14 protein-coding genes are annotated in these 15,124 nt (G+C 64.8%); 9 read left to right on the top strand and 5 right to left on the bottom strand.

Features of this window, described 5'->3' with window-relative positions; all coding sequences use genetic code 11:
• Window positions 1-61 precede the first annotated feature (61 nt).
• Window positions 62-754, top strand: coding sequence for a GntR family transcriptional regulator (locus tag JQ573_RS06095; RefSeq protein ID WP_212311263.1), 693 nt, complete (start codon window positions 62-64; stop codon window positions 752-754).
• A gap of 34 nt (window positions 755-788) precedes the next feature.
• Window positions 789-1,358, top strand: a complete 570-nt coding sequence (locus JQ573_RS06090) for an invasion associated locus B family protein (RefSeq protein ID WP_212311264.1) — start codon at window positions 789-791, stop codon at window positions 1,356-1,358.
• Here JQ573_RS06090 and JQ573_RS06085 read toward each other — a convergent pair whose 3' ends face one another.
• On the bottom strand, window positions 1,359-2,180 hold the full coding sequence (locus JQ573_RS06085; protein ID WP_212311265.1) for an NAD(P)-dependent oxidoreductase: 822 nt from the start codon (window positions 2,178-2,180) through the stop codon (window positions 1,359-1,361).
• Between the two features lie 113 nt (window positions 2,181-2,293).
• Here JQ573_RS06085 and JQ573_RS06080 point away from each other — a divergent pair, with 113 nt between their 5' ends.
• Entirely contained in the window at window positions 2,294-3,256 is a 963-nt protein-coding gene (locus JQ573_RS06080) for an SMP-30/gluconolactonase/LRE family protein (protein ID WP_212311266.1), read from the top strand.
• A gap of 212 nt (window positions 3,257-3,468) precedes the next feature.
• Here JQ573_RS06080 and JQ573_RS06075 read toward each other — a convergent pair whose 3' ends face one another.
• Complete coding sequence (locus JQ573_RS06075; RefSeq protein WP_092124960.1) at window positions 3,469-4,902, bottom strand: aldehyde dehydrogenase family protein; 1,434 nt, start codon at window positions 4,900-4,902, stop codon at window positions 3,469-3,471.
• Window positions 4,903-5,084: 182 nt separating this feature from the next.
• Window positions 5,085-7,451, bottom strand: a complete 2,367-nt coding sequence (locus tag JQ573_RS06070) for a transketolase (RefSeq protein ID WP_212311267.1) — start codon at window positions 7,449-7,451, stop codon at window positions 5,085-5,087.
• A 130-nt stretch (window positions 7,452-7,581) separates the two neighbouring features.
• Between JQ573_RS06070 and JQ573_RS06065 the strand changes: the two genes are divergently transcribed.
• From JQ573_RS06065 to JQ573_RS40070, 4 genes are all read left to right on the top strand, one after another.
• A complete protein-coding gene (locus JQ573_RS06065) occupies window positions 7,582-8,043 on the top strand; it encodes an Lrp/AsnC family transcriptional regulator (protein ID WP_024579268.1) in 462 nt (153 codons plus the stop codon).
• Between the two features lie 593 nt (window positions 8,044-8,636).
• Window positions 8,637-8,942, top strand: coding sequence for a hypothetical protein (locus tag JQ573_RS40075; RefSeq protein WP_249131525.1), 306 nt, complete (start codon window positions 8,637-8,639; stop codon window positions 8,940-8,942).
• 122 nt (window positions 8,943-9,064) lie between these two features.
• A complete protein-coding gene (locus JQ573_RS06060; protein ID WP_249131233.1) occupies window positions 9,065-10,177 on the top strand; it encodes a Spy/CpxP family protein refolding chaperone in 1,113 nt (370 codons plus the stop codon).
• 220 nt (window positions 10,178-10,397) lie between these two features.
• A complete protein-coding gene (locus JQ573_RS40070; protein WP_249131232.1) occupies window positions 10,398-10,592 on the top strand; it encodes a hypothetical protein in 195 nt (64 codons plus the stop codon).
• 121 nt (window positions 10,593-10,713) lie between these two features.
• On the opposite strand, the gene JQ573_RS06050 is transcribed toward JQ573_RS40070, so the two are convergent.
• Complete coding sequence (locus tag JQ573_RS06050; protein ID WP_212311269.1) at window positions 10,714-11,886, bottom strand: fumarylacetoacetate hydrolase family protein; 1,173 nt, start codon at window positions 11,884-11,886, stop codon at window positions 10,714-10,716.
• A 147-nt stretch (window positions 11,887-12,033) separates the two neighbouring features.
• Between JQ573_RS06050 and ppk2 the strand changes: the two genes are divergently transcribed.
• Window positions 12,034-12,981 carry a polyphosphate kinase 2 gene (ppk2, locus tag JQ573_RS06045; RefSeq protein WP_212311270.1) on the top strand — a complete coding sequence of 316 codons (948 nt, stop codon included), beginning with the start codon at window positions 12,034-12,036 and terminating at the stop codon, window positions 12,979-12,981.
• Window positions 12,982-13,301: 320 nt separating this feature from the next.
• Window positions 13,302-14,180, top strand: coding sequence for a transporter substrate-binding domain-containing protein (locus JQ573_RS06040; RefSeq protein ID WP_212311271.1), 879 nt, complete (start codon window positions 13,302-13,304; stop codon window positions 14,178-14,180).
• 216 nt (window positions 14,181-14,396) lie between these two features.
• Here JQ573_RS06040 and JQ573_RS06035 read toward each other — a convergent pair whose 3' ends face one another.
• A complete protein-coding gene (locus JQ573_RS06035) occupies window positions 14,397-15,065 on the bottom strand; it encodes an amino acid ABC transporter permease (RefSeq protein WP_097670409.1) in 669 nt (222 codons plus the stop codon).
• Window positions 15,066-15,124 lie beyond the last annotated feature (59 nt).

Below are 15,124 nucleotides of genomic sequence, written 5' to 3'. Positions count from 1 at the left end.
ATTATTGACAATAGCCATAGCGTCATGCTGACCTCCGGCATCGACCCGAAGCCGAGCGCGCATGACAGCCGAGCCCACCTTGCCCGATATCCAGGCCCCCTCGCGGGAGGAGGAACAGGCGGAAGTGATCCGCCGGCTGGAGGAGGACATCATCTTCGGCCGCTTCGCGCCCGGCCTGCGGCTGGTCGAGGATACCCTGATGCAGCGCTACGGCGCGAGCCGGCACTTCGTGCGCCAGGCGCTGTTCCAGCTCGAACGCCAGGGCATCGTGCTGCGCGAGAAGAATGTCGGCGCCACGGTGCGGTTCTATTCGGCCGAGGAAGTGCGGCAGATCTACGAGGTGCGCGAGATGCTGACGCGCCAGGCCGCGCTGATGATCGCCCTGCCCGCGCCTGACAGCCTGGTCGAGCAACTAGGCGAGCTGCAACGGCATTACTGCATCAAGGCCGACGCGCAGGACATGCGCGGAATCCATGAGACCAACGATGCGTTCCACCTCGCGCTGTTCTCCGCCTGCGGCAATCCCTATCTGGTCCGCTCGCTGCAGGACTACATGAACCTGACGCTGCCGATGCGCGCCAAGAACCTCGCCGACAGCGAGGGCCTCGCATTGTCGCGCCGCCAGCACGAATTGATGATTGAACTGCTGAAGGGCCGTGACAGCTGGGCGCTGGCGCAGCTCTGCGTCGATCACATGCAGTACAGCAAGGCGGATTATCTCGTCCGCATCTCCAACGACAAAAAGCCGCAATAGCGCGATACGCGGCCTCCTCGCGAAGGAGACGGCGATGCGTTACGTGGCTTTGTTGATGGGATCGATCGCCGTGCAGCTCGCGCTTGGCGGAATTGCCAACGCGGCCGATCCGCGTGCGACCGAGCTCACCTATGAGCCCTGGACCAAGACCTGCCTGACCGAGGCGAGCTGCTTCGTCGCCGCCGCCGCGCGCGGCCAGTGCGCGCCGTCGGGCGGCTCCATCAGCGTCTCGCCGCAGACCAGCACGCGCGCGCTGCTCACCGCCAATGTCGGAACGCGGACCATGCTGGAAGGCACGATCAGCCTGCGGATCGATCAGGACGAGCCGATGCAGGTCGCCAGAACGCACTGCTACACCCTCGGCTGCGGCGGCACGCTGGAGGCCAATGGCGAGTTGATCGATCGGCTGAAGCACGCGCAAACGATCGTGGTGGAAGCGAAGAACCTGACCGGACAGAAGATCAGCCTCAACTTCCCGCTCGCCCACTTCTCCCAGACCTATGACGGGCCCGGCAGCGCGCCCAAGGCATCCGGACAAGGCTCGAATGAGCCGCAGCGCCAGCACACCGAGGCCGTGAAGCAACTGCCGCAGTGCGACGACTGATCATTTCTTCCAGTCGATCACCCTCGTCTTGTCGCCGTCGAACTCCATGCTGCAGAACGCACCGCCCTGGTAGAAGTCGCCGACCGGGTCCGGCGGCAGCTTGGCCTGCTCGGCCATCGCGTGCTCGCGGAAGTCTTCGCCACGACCGCTCGGACGATAGCCAAGATCGTAGGCGCGGTGATTGTCCCACCACGAGCGCTCGTTGTAGGACGCGCCATACAGCACCTCGAAATGAATATCGGGATGTTCGAGCCCGATGCGGCAGAGCTGCACCAGATCCTCGGGTTTGAGCCAGATCGAGAGCCTGCGGTGATCGAGCGGTACCTCGCCGAAATTGCCGATCCGGATACAGGTCACCTTGATGCCGTGCTTGTCGGCATAGAGCGCGCCGACGCCCTCGCCGAACACCTTGCTCACCCCATAACGGCTGTCCGGCCGCGCGGTGACATCGGTACCGATGCGGTGATGGCGCGGGTAGAAGCCGACCGCGTGATTGGATGAGGCGAAGATCACGCGCTTGACGCCCTTCTTGCGCGCCGCCTCGAACAGATTGTAGCAGCCGATGATGTTGGCCTGCAGGATCGCATCCCAGGAGCCTTCGACCGAATAGCCGCCGAAATGCAGGATGCCGTCGACGCCCTCGCAGATCGCCTCGACCTCAGCGAGATCGGCGAGATCGGCCGCCTTGAATTGTTCATTGCTGCCGAGATCGGAAGGCTTCTTGATGTCGCTCAGCAGGAGATCCGGATAGATCGGCGGCAGCAGCTTGCGCAGGCTCGTGCCGATTCCCCCCGATGCGCCGGTCATCAATATGCGTGGCATGCCGTCCCTCGTCTTTCCTGTTTGCCGCGACCGAATTGCGGTCGCAGACCGACAATGATAGCAAACCATGCGCTCAAGGAAACACCATCGAAACACAACAACGAGAACAGCAAATGTCCGATGTTCATTCCGCCGGCTGGCGTCCCGCGACCTGTTATCCCGATCCCGCGATCCACGCGCTCGACCCGCGCTTCGAGAAATACTGGCTGAAGCTCTCCGCCGTGGAGCGCATCGCCACCGGCCTGCGCTGGGCCGAAGGCCCGGTATGGTTCGGCGACGGCCGCTATCTGTTGTGCAGCGACATCCCGAACCAGCGCATCCTCAAATGGGAGGAAGAGACCGGCGCAGTCAGCATCTTCCGCAAGCCGTCGAACTTCGCCAACGGCAATACCCGCGACCGCCAGGGCCGGCTGATCACCTGCGAGCATGGCGGCCGCCGCGTGGTGCGCACCGAATATGACGGATCGATTACGGTGCTGATCGATTCCTTCGGCGGCAAGCGGCTGAACTCGCCGAACGACGTCGTGGTGAAATCCGACGGCGCGATCTGGTTCACCGATCCGATCTTCGGCCTGCTCGGCAATTACGAGGGCTACAAGGCCGATCCGGAGATCGAGCCCAACGTCTACCGGCTCGATCCCGAAACCGGCAAGGCCGGCATCGTCGCCGAGGGCGTGCTCGGCCCGAACGGGCTGTGCTTCTCGCCGGACGAGAAGATCCTCTATGTCGTGGAATCCCGCGGCGAGCCGAACCGCAAGATCCTGGCCTATGACGTTTCCGCCGACGGCAAGACAATCGCGAACAAGCGCGTGTTCATCGATGCCGGCCCCGGCACGCCCGACGGCATGCGCTGCGACATCGACGGCAATCTGTGGTGCGGCTGGGGCATGGGCGATCCCGAGCTCGACGGCGTCGTGGTGTTCGCGCCCGACGGCGTCATGATCGGCCGCATCGCACTGCCGGAGCGCTGCGCCAACCTCTGCTTCGGCGGACTGAAGCGCAACCGCCTGTTCATGGCGGCAAGCCAGTCGATCTATGCGCTCTACGTCAACACCCAAGGCGCGCTCGGCGGTTAGCTGAAACGTCATTGCGAGGAGCGAAGCGACGAAGCAATCCATCTTTCCGCGCGTGAGGAGAGATGGATTGCTTCGCTTCGCTCGCAATGACGAAGAACCTGCAGTCGTAATCGTCGCTAGACTCGAACTCTCAAAACCTTGCATCCTAAAACGTCTGACGCCGGAGCGGTGATCCGCCCCGGCGCCAAAATGTTCTCTCTCGTGGATCGAGCTTACGCGGCGTTGTAGCCGGCGACCGCCTTGGCCTCGAGATATTCTTCCAGACCGTAACGGCCCCACTCGCGGCCGTTGCCGGACTGCTTGTAGCCGCCGAACGGCGCGGAGCGCTCGTTCGGCACGCCCTGCAGGTTGACGTTGCCGGCGCGGATCTGGCGGCCGACGCGGCGCGCGGTTTCCACGCTGTCGGCCGAGACGTAACCGGCGAGACCATAGGGCGTGTCGTTGGCGATCTTCACCGCCTCAGCCTCGTCCTTGGCGCCGAGGATGGTCAGCACCGGCCCGAAGATTTCCTCGCGGGCGATCGTCATGTCGTTGGTGACGTCGGCGAAGATGGTCGGACGGACATAGAAGCCCTTGTTGACGCCCTCGGGCAGGCCCGGGCCACCGGCGACGAGCGTTGCGCCCTCGTCGATGCCCTTCTGGATCAGCGCCTGGATCTTGTCCCACTGACCGCGGTTGACCACCGGGCCGATCGTGGTGCCGTCGGCGCGCGGATCGCCGGCCTTGGTCTTGTCTGCGACGCCCTTCGCGATCGCGGCCACTTCCTTCATCTTGGAGAGCGGCACGATCATGCGCGACGGCGCGTTGCAGGACTGGCCCGAGTTGTTGAACATGTGCATCACGCCGCCGGTCACCGCCTTGGCGAGGTCGGCACCCTCGAGGATCACGTTCGGCGACTTGCCGCCGAGCTCCTGGCTGACGCGCTTCACGGTCGGCGCCGCGCGCTTGGCGACATCGACGCCGGCGCGGGTGGAGCCGGTGAACGAGATCATGTCGATGTCCGGGTGCTCGCTCATCGCGGCCCCCACCTCCGGGCCGAGGCCGTTGAGGAGGTTGAACACGCCCTTCGGCACGCCCGCTTCATGGAGGATTTCCGCGAAGATCAGCGCCGAGGTCGGGGTGAACTCGGAGGGCTTCAGGATCATGGTGCAGCCGGCGGCGAGCGCGGGCGCGACCTTGCAGGCGATCTGGTTGAGCGGCCAGTTCCAGGGGGTGATCATGCCGACGACGCCGACCGGCTCGCGCACGATCACGGCGGTGCCCATGGTCTCCTCGAACTCGTACTTCTTGAGCACTTCGAGGGTGTTCATGAGGTGGCCAAGGCCGGCACCGGCCTGCAGCTTCTCGGCCATCGGCAGCGGAGCGCCCATCTCGTCGGAGACGGCAGCGCCGATCTCCTTCATGCGGCCCTTGTAGACCTCGACGACCTTGGTGAGCAGTGCGATGCGCTCCTCGCGGCTGGTCCGGGAATAGGTCTCGAACGCACGCTTGGCGGCGGCGACTGCCTTGTCGACATCGGCCTTGGAGCCGAGCGCAACCTCATACATCGCTTCTTCGGTCGCCGGATTGACGACGGGGGTGGACTTGCCTTTGACGACGGGATCGACCCAGGCGCCATCGATGTAGAATTGCATACGATTGACCATCGGAAACCTCTTGTAGGGGGCGTATGGATAAGGGGAACGGAAAGCGTTCGGCAGGCATCCTTGCACGAAAGCAGGGCGAATTGAACCCGCCATATGCGGGGCGCGGCTCGTGCACGCCCACGGCATATAATGTTGCTGCCGCACCGGTGGCAAGGCATGCCACCTGTCCCTTATCTATCGCCTCACACCGCCATCTTGCGGTGCCGAACCGGGGCGCCGACCGACACGCTCTCCGCCGCATCGATGATGGCGTTGGCGTCGATGCCATAGTGCCGGTAGAGGTCTCCGATCGTCCCGGTCTGGCCGAAATGCTCGACGCCGAGCGCCTCGAGGCGGTGGCCGCGCACGCTGCCGAGCCAGCCGAGCGAGGCCGGATGGCCGTCGATCACGGTCACGATGCCGCAGTCGCGGCCAAGCGGCGCCAGCATGCGCTCGATATGACTCAAATGCTGCGTGCCACGGCGATCGCGACGCAAATTCCGCGCGGCGGACCAACCCGCATAGAGCCGGTCGGCAGAGGTTACCGCCAGGAGACCAACATCGCGGTGGCTCTCGCCGATCAGGCCGACCGCCTCGATCGCCTCCGGCGCGACGGTGCCGGCATACGCAACAACGATGTCGCAGTTCGGGCCCGGCTTGCGCATCCAGTAGGCGCCATCGGTGATGTCGCGCTGCAGGTCCGGTGTCATGATCCGCTGCGGTTGCTCCAGCGTCCGGGTCGAGAGTCGCAAGTAAACCGAACCGCCCTCGGCGCCCTCGCGCTGCATATGGCCAAAGCCCCAGCCCATGATCACGGCAAGTTCATCGACGAAGGCCGGATCGAACGAGGCGAGCCCGTCCTGCCCGATCCCGATCAGCGGCGTCTTGATCGACTGATGCGCGCCGCCTTCCGGCGCCAACGAGATGCCTGACGGCGTCGCCGCCACCATGAAGCGGGCGTCCTGGTAGCAGGCATAGTTCAACGCATCGAGGCCGCGCTCGATGAAGGGATCGTACAGCGTTCCGACCGGCAGCAGCCGCGCGCCGTTGATCTGCTGCGACAGGCCGAGCGCCGACAGCATGATGAACAGATTCATCTCGGCGATGCCGAGCTCGAGGTGCTGGCCCTTCGGCGAATATTCCCAGGTGTAGGCTGACGGGATCTTCTCCTGCCGGAACAGGTCGTGGTTCTCCGCCTTCGCAAACAGGCCGCGGCGGTTGACCCAGGCGCCGAGGTTGGTCGACACCGTGACGTCGGGCGAAACGGTGACGATGCGCGACGCAAGCTCGCTGTCGCCGCGTGCGAGCTCATGCAGCACCAGGCCAAAGCCCTGCTGCGTCGACATCTGCGCGGAGGCCTTGAAGGCCAGCCGCTCTGGCACCTCGATTTCAGGCGCCGAGAGCCGGCGGCGTCCCTCGCGGTTGAACGGCGCCTCGGCCAGGAACGCCTCGAGCTTCGCGGGCTCCTGCGACAGGCCCTCGAACTTGTCCCACTCGTGGCCGGTGCGGATGTTCTGCGCGGCGCGCCACTTCTCCATTTGCGCCACCGTCATCAGGCCGGCGTGGTTGTCCTTGTGGCCCTGCATCGGCAGGCCGACGCCCTTGATGGTGTAGGCGATGAAGCAGACCGGACGATCATGGTCGATCGCCTCGAAGGCCTCGATCATGCTCGCCATGTCGTGGCCGCCGAGGTTCGACATCAGCGCCAGCAGCTCGTCGTCGCTGCGGCGATCGATCAGCGCCGACACGTCGCCCTGGTCGCCGATATCGTCCTGCAGATGCTTGCGGAACGCCGCGCCGCCCTGGAAGCAGAGCGCCGCGTACATCTGGTTCGGGCAATTGTCGATCCAGCGCCGCAAGGCCTCGCCGCCCGGCTCGGCAAACGCCTCGAGCATCAGCTTGCCGTATTTCACGATCACCACGTCCCAGCCGAAGTTGCGGAACATGGTCTCGAACTTGGCCCACAGCCCCTCGCGCACCACGGCGTCGAGCGACTGCCTGTTGTAGTCGACCACCCACCAGGTGTTGCGCAGGCCGTGCTTCCAGCCCTCGAGCAGCGCCTCGAAGATGTTGCCCTCGTCCATCTCGGCGTCGCCGACCAGCGCAATCATGCGGCCCTCGGGCCGGTCCTTCAGCCAGCCATGCGCCTTGACGTAGTCCTGCACCAGCGAAGCGAACAGCGTCTGCGCCACGCCGAGACCGACCGAGCCGGTCGAGAAGTCGACGTCGTCGGTGTCCTTGGTGCGCGACGGATAGGACTGCGCGCCCTTGTAGCCGCGGAAATTCTCCAGCTTGTCGCGGGACTGGTGGCCGAACAGATACTGGATCGCATGGAACACCGGGCTCGCATGCGGCTTCACCGCGACGCGGTCCTGCGGGCGCAGCACGGAGAAATAAAGCGCCGACATGATGTTGGCGAGCGAGGCTGACGAGGCCTGATGGCCGCCGACTTTCAGCCCGTCGGCCGAGGGCCGCACATGGTTGGCGTGGTGGATGGTCCACGACGACAGCCACAGCACCTTGCGGGCCAGGGCTGTGAGCATGTCGAGGCGTTCAGGCGCGATTCCCATGGCAATGCTCCCAGCGAATATGCCGATGTTACTGCGGCGGCGGCCGCCGAAAATCTCAATTCCACGCGACAGCACAGGAAAAATTGGGATAAATTCCCACAATCCGGCCCTCACCTGCGAGTTCATCCCAATGCCTGCCCTCGACGCCATCGACCGCAAGATCCTGAGTCTGCTCCAGACCGACAGCCGCATGACCATGCAGGAGCTCGCCGACAAGGTCGGGCTGTCGGTGTCGCCCTGCCACCGCCGGGTCAAGCTGCTCGAGGAGCGCGGCGTGATCTCTCGCTACATCGCGACCGTCGATCAGAAATCGCTCGGGCTGCATGTCTCGGTCTTCATCTCGATCAAGCTGGCGCGCCAGAAGGAAGAAGACCTCAACCGTTTCGCGCGCGCGATCTCGAAATGGGACGAGGTGCTCGAGTGCTATCTGATGACCGGCAACCGCGACTACCTACTGCGCGTCGTCGCCGCCGACCTCTCCTCCTATGAAGCGTTCCTCAAGAACAAGCTGACCCGGCTCGACGGCATCGCCTCGATCGAGTCGAGCTTTGCGCTGAGCCAGGTGAAGTATTCGACCGCGTTGCCGGTGTGAGGGCGCTGGGTTAATAACTCCAGCCGTGCCAACACCACAGTGTCGTCCTGGCGAAAGCCAGGACCCATAACCACCGCATTTGGTTGTGAAGGGAATCTGGCCCCAGCGTCATGCAACGACGAACAATTGGGGTAATGGGTCCTGGCTTTCGTCAGGACGACGATGAGCAAGTCGCAATTCAAGTTGTCACACCACGCGGTGTCATCACCCGCGCATGCGGGTGATCCAGTATTCCAGAGACGTCCGTGCTTGAGCCGAGAAGCCGCGGCGTACTGGATCAGCCGGGCGATGACAGATGCGGATGGAGAAGCAGTTGCGCATCCGTACGCCGGGCAACTCAGTGATTGGCACCTCAGCCGCGGTGAACCAAGCCGGATGTTGCCCTCGCCCAGGTTCCATCCGGCAAATTAGATCGCCGCGACCAGATCGTCGCGGGAACCCGGCGGCGGCCTTCGATGTTGATGTCAGGCATCACTGAGTATCCGAAGGGTGAGGAAAGATGCTGAGGGCTGCCCGCTGCAGACACACCGTGCTGGCACTCGCCACGATCCTCGCGGTCGCGGCATCGGCTGCGCTGCTCGCAGGCAGCGCCGATGCTGCTCGCGGTGGCGGTGGCGGTGGCGGTGGCGGCCACGGCGGTGGAGGTCATGGCGGTGGCGGCTTTCATGGCGGCGGGGGCGGATTTCATGGTGGCGGCGGTGGCTTTCATGGAGGCGGAGGCGGCTTCCACGGTGGTGGTTTCCACGGCGGCGGATTCCACGCCAGCGGAGCGCGTGGCGGCGGCTTTCACACCATTCATCCCGCTGCACGAGCCGGCACGCGGCTCGGTGGCGGCTCCGGCGCGCGTCATAACCAATTCCGGCCTGCTGCTCATGCCGCGCGCGTCGCGCCAAGCGTAGCCGCCGGCCGCCATGCCGCCTCGCCCGCCGCGATGCGGCACAATGCGAGCGCCGTGGGGCACGCGTTGGCCTCGCACCAGGTCCGCGCCGCGATGCAGAGACCGGGCGGCCTGCGCAACCCGATGGCGCGCGCCGCGATCACGACGGCTGCCGCCGGAGCCGCCATGGGTGGCGTTGGGTGGTGGCGCCATCCGAATGGCGGCTATGGCTGGGTCGGCCCGATCTTCTGGCCGTATGCCTATTACGATCTTTATGACTACGCCTGGTGGGGCGGGGGCTATGACCCGTACTTCTGGGATTACGGCTATGGCGATCTGTATGCCGGCCTGTTCGGTCCCTATGACTACGATGCCTTGAGCGGCTATGCCTACTACCTGCCCGGCTATGCCGGTCCTCGGCCGCCGGCCACGGGTCGATCGCGCGCGACCGCTCAGACCACAACCCTTGCCGACATGTGCGGCAGCGACAGAAGCGATATCGCGGGCTTCCCGATCGAGCAATTCCGCAGCGCCATCCAGCCCAATGCGGAGCAGAGCACCGCGCTCGACGACCTCGCCAGCGCATCGCAGAAGGCGTCCGCGACCATTCTCAATTCATGTCCCAAGGACGTGCCGTTGACCGCGCCGAGCCGCCTCGCCGCGATGCAGCAACGCCTCCAGGCCATGCGCGACGCAGTCGGGATTCTTCAGCCGGCGCTGGAGAGGTTCTATGGGCTGCTCAGCGACGATCAGAAAGCGAAGGTGACCGCGCTGGTGGCAGATCAGCACCGCGGCCAGCATGAGGCGACGGCGGACAACGGCAACTGCAATACGGCGCAGCCCGCCGCCATCGCATGGCCCGGCGACATCATCGAACGCAACGTCAAGCCAACCGATGCACAGCGGGCGAGCCTCGATGCCTTGCGGGACGCTGCGACAAAGGCCGAGGACACCCTGAAATCGTCCTGTCCGCCCACCGATGCGCGCACGCCACCGGCACGCCTTGCGGCGGTCGGAGCCAGATTAGATTCCATGCTTCAGGCGATCGGAACGGTACGTCCGGCCGTGGACACTTTCTACAGCGCGCTCAGCGACGAGCAGAAGGCCGCGTTCGACGCTGTCGGCCCCGAGCGGGACGGCGGCAGGAGCGCGATGGCCGCCGCAGGCGGTGACGAACCGCCGCGAAGCCGTCATCGCCGCCATCACCATCATGGCCCAAATGTCGGCGGCATGATCTTCCGGATGATCGGCTTGTAAGGCTCGCCATCGCCTCGCGCCTAGGGTGGTGACATCATCCCGCAATGTCTCAGCGGGACAACCAGCCGGAGCCACCAGGCTACGGCGCGATCCACATGCCAACCACGATGATGGCCAGTGCGACGGCAATCACGAGCATGTCGGTCGTGAGCCAATCAGGCATTCCATTCGATGGCTGCTCGCTCATGTCCGCGACTCCTTCTGTTCGCGTCGAGCCCGTATGCTGAAGCGAAACAGCGTGAACGAGGATGAACTGGATCACACATGGGCGCGACAAGCGGTCGCTCCGAATATCATGCATCCGCGCGCCCTCAAGTTGCAGCACGCGATTGATCTGCCGCGCAGGTTTCTGAACATGTTCGACAACGCCGGCGGCGACAGCAAGCAAGATAGCACGTCAGCGCGCAGCGCGTAGGGTGGGTTAGCCGAAGGCGTAACCCACCATCTTTGCTGCAGGCGACACGGTGGGTTACAGGGAGTTTATCATCGGGCCGCCCTTGGGGCGGACCCGTCCACCCTACGCGTAGCGCTCATCCTCACAGCACCTTGCGCTGCGCGAGATTCTTCATCAGCGCGCCAACGCCGAAGGTCCAGGGCTCGCATTCGTCGCTGCCCCGCATGCGGTTGACGAGCTTGCCGAGCTGGGGCGCTTCGATGGTGACGATGTCGTCGCGCTTGTGGGTGAAGCCTTCGCCCTTGGCGTCGCGGTCCTTGACCGGTGCGAACATCGTGCCGAGGAACAGCGCAAAGCCGTCGGGATATTGATGCACGGGCCCGATGGTCTGGGCAACCAGATCGGTCGGGTCGCGGCTGATTTTGGAGATCGAAGAATGGCCCTCGAGCACGAAGCCGTCGGCGCCCTTCACGGTGAGGCCGACATCCATCTTCCTGACGTCGTCGAGCGAGAAGGTCGCGTCGAACAGCCGCAGCAGCGGGCCGATCGCGCAGGAGGCGTTGTTGTCCTTGGCCTTCGACAGCAGGAGCGCCGAGCGGCCCTCGAAATCGCGCAGGTTGACGTCGTTACCGAGCGCAGCGCCGACGATCTTGCCGGCGCCGGAGACGACAAGCACGACCTCCGGCTCCGGATTGTTCCAGGTCGATTTCGGATGCAGGCCGGCATCCATGCCTGACCCGACCGAGGACAGCGTCGGCGCCTTGGTGAACACTTCGGCGTCGGGACCGATGCCGACCTCGAGATACTGGCTCCAGGCGTTCTGGTCGATCAGCACCTGCTTCAACCGCATCGCCTGCTCGGAGCCCGGCTTCAGCTTGGAGAGATCGTCGCCGACCAGGCGCACCACCTCCTTGCGGATAGCCTCCGCCGACGACGGGTTGCCGCGCGCCCGCTCCTCGATCACGCGCTCCAGCATCGAGATCGCGAAGGTGACGCCGGCGGCCTTCAGCACCTGCAGGTCGACCGGCGCGAGCAGATGCGGTCTTGTCGCGTCGCGACCATCGGGCGGCGTGTTGGCGAGGATGGCGTCAAAATCGCCGATGCGCTCGCCGCGCGTGGCACGCAACGCGGCCGCAGGATCGGCTTCCTCGCACAGCGCGCTCACGGTGGGGAAGCGCGCGGTGACGTCGAACACGCCGTCACCCCGCACCGCGACCACGGCGGGTCCGCCCGCCTGCGGCAGCCAGACCCGTCCGACCAGCGTGCCGGCGGTGCCGTCCTCGGGCAGGACGTCTTTTGGCGTGAGCGAAATCATCGGCGTCTCCTTTTTTGATCTTGTCATCGCTTGTTAGCACAGTCCCGCCCGCTGCGTGAAACAGAGGTCATGCCAATGTCATAGAGGGGTAACATCGCCCGTCAATGCTTCCGTCGATCCATCTAACATACTGAAAGACGGACCTTCATGACCGCCTCCGACCTCACCGACGAAGCCACCCGAGATGAAGCCTTGCGCGACGAAGCCTTGCGCGCCCGCATCCACCAGGAGATGGCCGACAGCCTCGACGAGGAACTCGAGCTGGAGCTCGACGACGTGAGGCTCGACGAGTTCGACCACGACGGGGCCGCCGGAAGCCCGTCGATCGATCGCAAGGTCTACTTCCGCGAATTGCTGCGGTTGCAGGGCGAGCTGGTCAAGTTGCAGGACTGGGTGCAGCACGAGAAGAAGAAGGTCGTCGTGCTGTTCGAGGGCCGCGATTCCGCCGGCAAGGGCGGTGTCATCAAGCGCATCACCCAGCGGCTCAACCCGCGCATCTGCCGTGTCGCGGCGCTGCCGGCGCCGAACGAGCGCGAACGCACGCAATGGTATTTCCAGCGCTATGTCTCGCATCTGCCGGCCGGCGGCGAGATCGTGCTGTTCGACCGCAGCTGGTACAACCGCGCCGGCGTCGAGAAGGTGATGGGGTTCTGCAACGACGACCAGTATGAGGAGTTCTTCAGGTCGGTGCCGGAATTCGAGCGCATGCTGATCCGCTCCGGCATCATCCTGCTGAAATACTGGTTCTCGATCACCGACGAGGAACAGGCGTTCCGCTTCTCGATGCGGATTCACGATCCGCTGAAGCAGTGGAAGCTGAGCCCGATGGATGTCGAGGCGCGGACCCGCTGGGAGCTCTACACCAAGGCCAAGGAAACGATGCTGGAGCGCACGCACCTGCAGGACTCGCCGTGGTGGATCGTCGATGCCGTCGACAAGAAGCGCGCCCGGCTGAACTGCATCTCGCACCTGTTGACCCAGATCCCGTATCAGCAGGTCACGCACCAACCGGTGGTGCTGCCGCCGCGGGTCCGCAACCCCGACTACCACCGCGGCCCGATCCCGCCGGAGATGTACGTGCCGGGAACGTATTGATCGGACCGGGCGAGACTGCGCTCCCTCGCCTCGTTCTTACGGGGAGAGGGTTGGGGTGAGGGGCTGCCTCCGCAAGTACGACGACAGACGAGCCCGCGGAGACTCCCCCTCACCCGGATTGCATCTGCGATGCGACATAGCCGAAGCTCCGCTTCGGCGTTCTTGAGAGACGGCCGCAAAAGGCGGCCTTCGCCTCTCCCCACACGCGGGGCGAGGTGAAGAAATAGCCACCCCTCGCCTACCAATGGCGCAGGCGCGCGCACTTGCTGGCACCGGATACCGACGCTAGGCTTCCTCCGATCTGGTGCAGGGAGGCCCGCTTGACTCAATCCGACGACATCACAATTTCCGAAGATCGCCGCGACGCGCTGCGCTATGCGCTCGGGATCGGCAGCGGCGCGGCGCTGGCGGCCGCCATGGCAACCCCGGCCTCGGCGCAGACCCAAGCCGACAACACCCTGGATCGCATCAGGGCCAACAAGGTGCTGCGGATCGCGGTGCTGCCGGGCGAGCTGCCCTATTTCAACAAGGATCTCGCCACCGGCACCTGGTCCGGTTTCTCGATCGAGATGGCGAACGACCTCGCCAAGCTGCTCGACGTCAAGCTCGAGTATGTCGAGTCGACCTACGGCAATTCGATTCTTGATCTGCAGGCCAACAAGATCGACCTCGGCTTTGCGCTCAACCCGACCCCGCAGCGGGCGCTGGTGGTGGATTTCACCAACCTGGTGTTTCCGCATCCGTTCGGCGCGATGCTGAAAAAGGGCCTGGAGGCCAAGACCTGGGCCGACATCAACAAGCCCGAGGTCAAGATCGCGGTTGACGTCGGATCGGCCAATGAGGCGGTGGCGCGGCGCTTTGCGCCGAACGCCACCATCAAGTCACTGAAGTCGCGCGACGAGGTGATGCTGGAAATGTCGTCGGGCCGCGTCGATTGCGTGGTCAACGCGCTGGTGCTCGGGCTGACCGCGATCGCCAAGAACCCGAACCTCGGCACCTACAAGATCCTGGCCTCGCCCTCGGTGACGATCGCGAGCGGCATGGCGGTGCGGCGCGAGCAAGACAAGCGCTGGCGCGATTTCCTGTCCGTGTGGGTCGACTATAACCGCGGCATCGGCCAGATGCGCGAATGGTTCGTCAAGGGCCTCGGCCTCGCCGGCGTCAAGCCGGAGGACGTGCCGGTGGAGCTGAGTATCTAGCCGCGCGCTCGTCTTCACCTCGCCCCGCTTGCGGGGAGAGGCGAAGACCGCCTTTGGCGGCCGTCTCTCAAGAACGCCGAAGCGGAGCTTCGGCTATGTCGCATCGCCAGATGCGATCCGGGTGGGGGGTACAGGTCTCACCGCGATCCAGACTCGTGGAAGCAACCCCTCACCCCGACCCTCTCCCCGTAAGAACGGGGAGAGGGAGAAGAACGATCACACCTTGTCGTAGGTCAGCCCGCGCTCCAGCCGCCTTGCCACCAGCGTCGAGGGAAACAGGATCGCGAAATAGATCAGCGCCACGATGGTGTAGACCTCGAGCGGCCGATAGGTGTCGGCGTTGATCAGGGTGGCGTTGTAGACGAGATCGGGCACCGCGATGATCGAGACCAGCGAGGTGTTCTTCAGCTGCGTCACCGACTGGTTGACATAGGGCGCCATCATCGGCTTCAGCGCCTGCGGCAGGATCACGAGCCGCATCAGGCGCCAGCCGCGGAAGCCGAGCGCCTTCGCCGCGTCCCACTGCCCGACCGGCACGCTCTCGATCGAGCCGCGTACGATCTCGGCATAGAACGCGCCGCCATAGAGCGACAGCACACTGACCGCTGCTACATGCGCCGGGATGTTGACGCCGATCACGACCGGAAACGCGTAGTAGAACCAGATGATCTGCACCAGCAGCGGCGTGCAGCGGAACAGCTCGATATAGGCGATCAGGAGCCAGTCGATCACCGGAATGCGCCGCAGCCGCAGCATGCCGACGATCAGGCCGATCAGAGTCCCCAGAATGATGGTGCCGATTGTGTAGGCCATGGTCCAACCGAGCCCGAGCCAGAACAGATGGCTGTACTTGGCGAGGATCCCGAAATCCCAGACGTAGTTCATCCTGCCCCTCGGTTGCCGCGCGTCTTGCGCTCGCCTTGCGTTCCCAGCATCGCAGGCGG

This window comes from Bradyrhizobium sp. AUGA SZCCT0105, from assembly GCF_018129565.1.
Taxonomy (GTDB): domain Bacteria; phylum Pseudomonadota; class Alphaproteobacteria; order Rhizobiales; family Xanthobacteraceae; genus Bradyrhizobium.
Note: the sequence above shows the minus strand (reverse complement) of the source record. Positions and strands in the feature narration are given on the sequence as shown.

Coding starts and splice junctions, on each gene's coding strand:
- JQ573_RS06095 (WP_212311263.1), top strand. CDS start 62: ATGACAGCCGAGCCCACCTTGCCCGATATCCAGGCCCCCTCGCGGGAG.
- JQ573_RS06090 (WP_212311264.1), top strand. CDS start 789: ATGCGTTACGTGGCTTTGTTGATGGGATCGATCGCCGTGCAGCTCGCG.
- JQ573_RS06085 (WP_212311265.1), bottom strand. CDS start 2,180: ATGCCACGCATATTGATGACCGGCGCATCGGGGGGAATCGGCACGAGC.
- JQ573_RS06080 (WP_212311266.1), top strand. CDS start 2,294: ATGTCCGATGTTCATTCCGCCGGCTGGCGTCCCGCGACCTGTTATCCC.
- JQ573_RS06075 (WP_092124960.1), bottom strand. CDS start 4,902: ATGGTCAATCGTATGCAATTCTACATCGATGGCGCCTGGGTCGATCCC.
- JQ573_RS06070 (WP_212311267.1), bottom strand. CDS start 7,451: ATGGGAATCGCGCCTGAACGCCTCGACATGCTCACAGCCCTGGCCCGC.
- JQ573_RS06065 (WP_024579268.1), top strand. CDS start 7,582: ATGCCTGCCCTCGACGCCATCGACCGCAAGATCCTGAGTCTGCTCCAG.
- JQ573_RS40075 (WP_249131525.1), top strand. CDS start 8,637: ATGCTGCTCGCGGTGGCGGTGGCGGTGGCGGTGGCGGCCACGGCGGTG.
- JQ573_RS06060 (WP_249131233.1), top strand. CDS start 9,065: ATGGCGCGCGCCGCGATCACGACGGCTGCCGCCGGAGCCGCCATGGGT.
- JQ573_RS40070 (WP_249131232.1), top strand. CDS start 10,398: ATGCTGAAGCGAAACAGCGTGAACGAGGATGAACTGGATCACACATGG.
- JQ573_RS06050 (WP_212311269.1), bottom strand. CDS start 11,886: ATGATTTCGCTCACGCCAAAAGACGTCCTGCCCGAGGACGGCACCGCC.
- ppk2 (WP_212311270.1), top strand. CDS start 12,034: ATGACCGCCTCCGACCTCACCGACGAAGCCACCCGAGATGAAGCCTTG.
- JQ573_RS06035 (WP_097670409.1), bottom strand. CDS start 15,065: ATGAACTACGTCTGGGATTTCGGGATCCTCGCCAAGTACAGCCATCTG.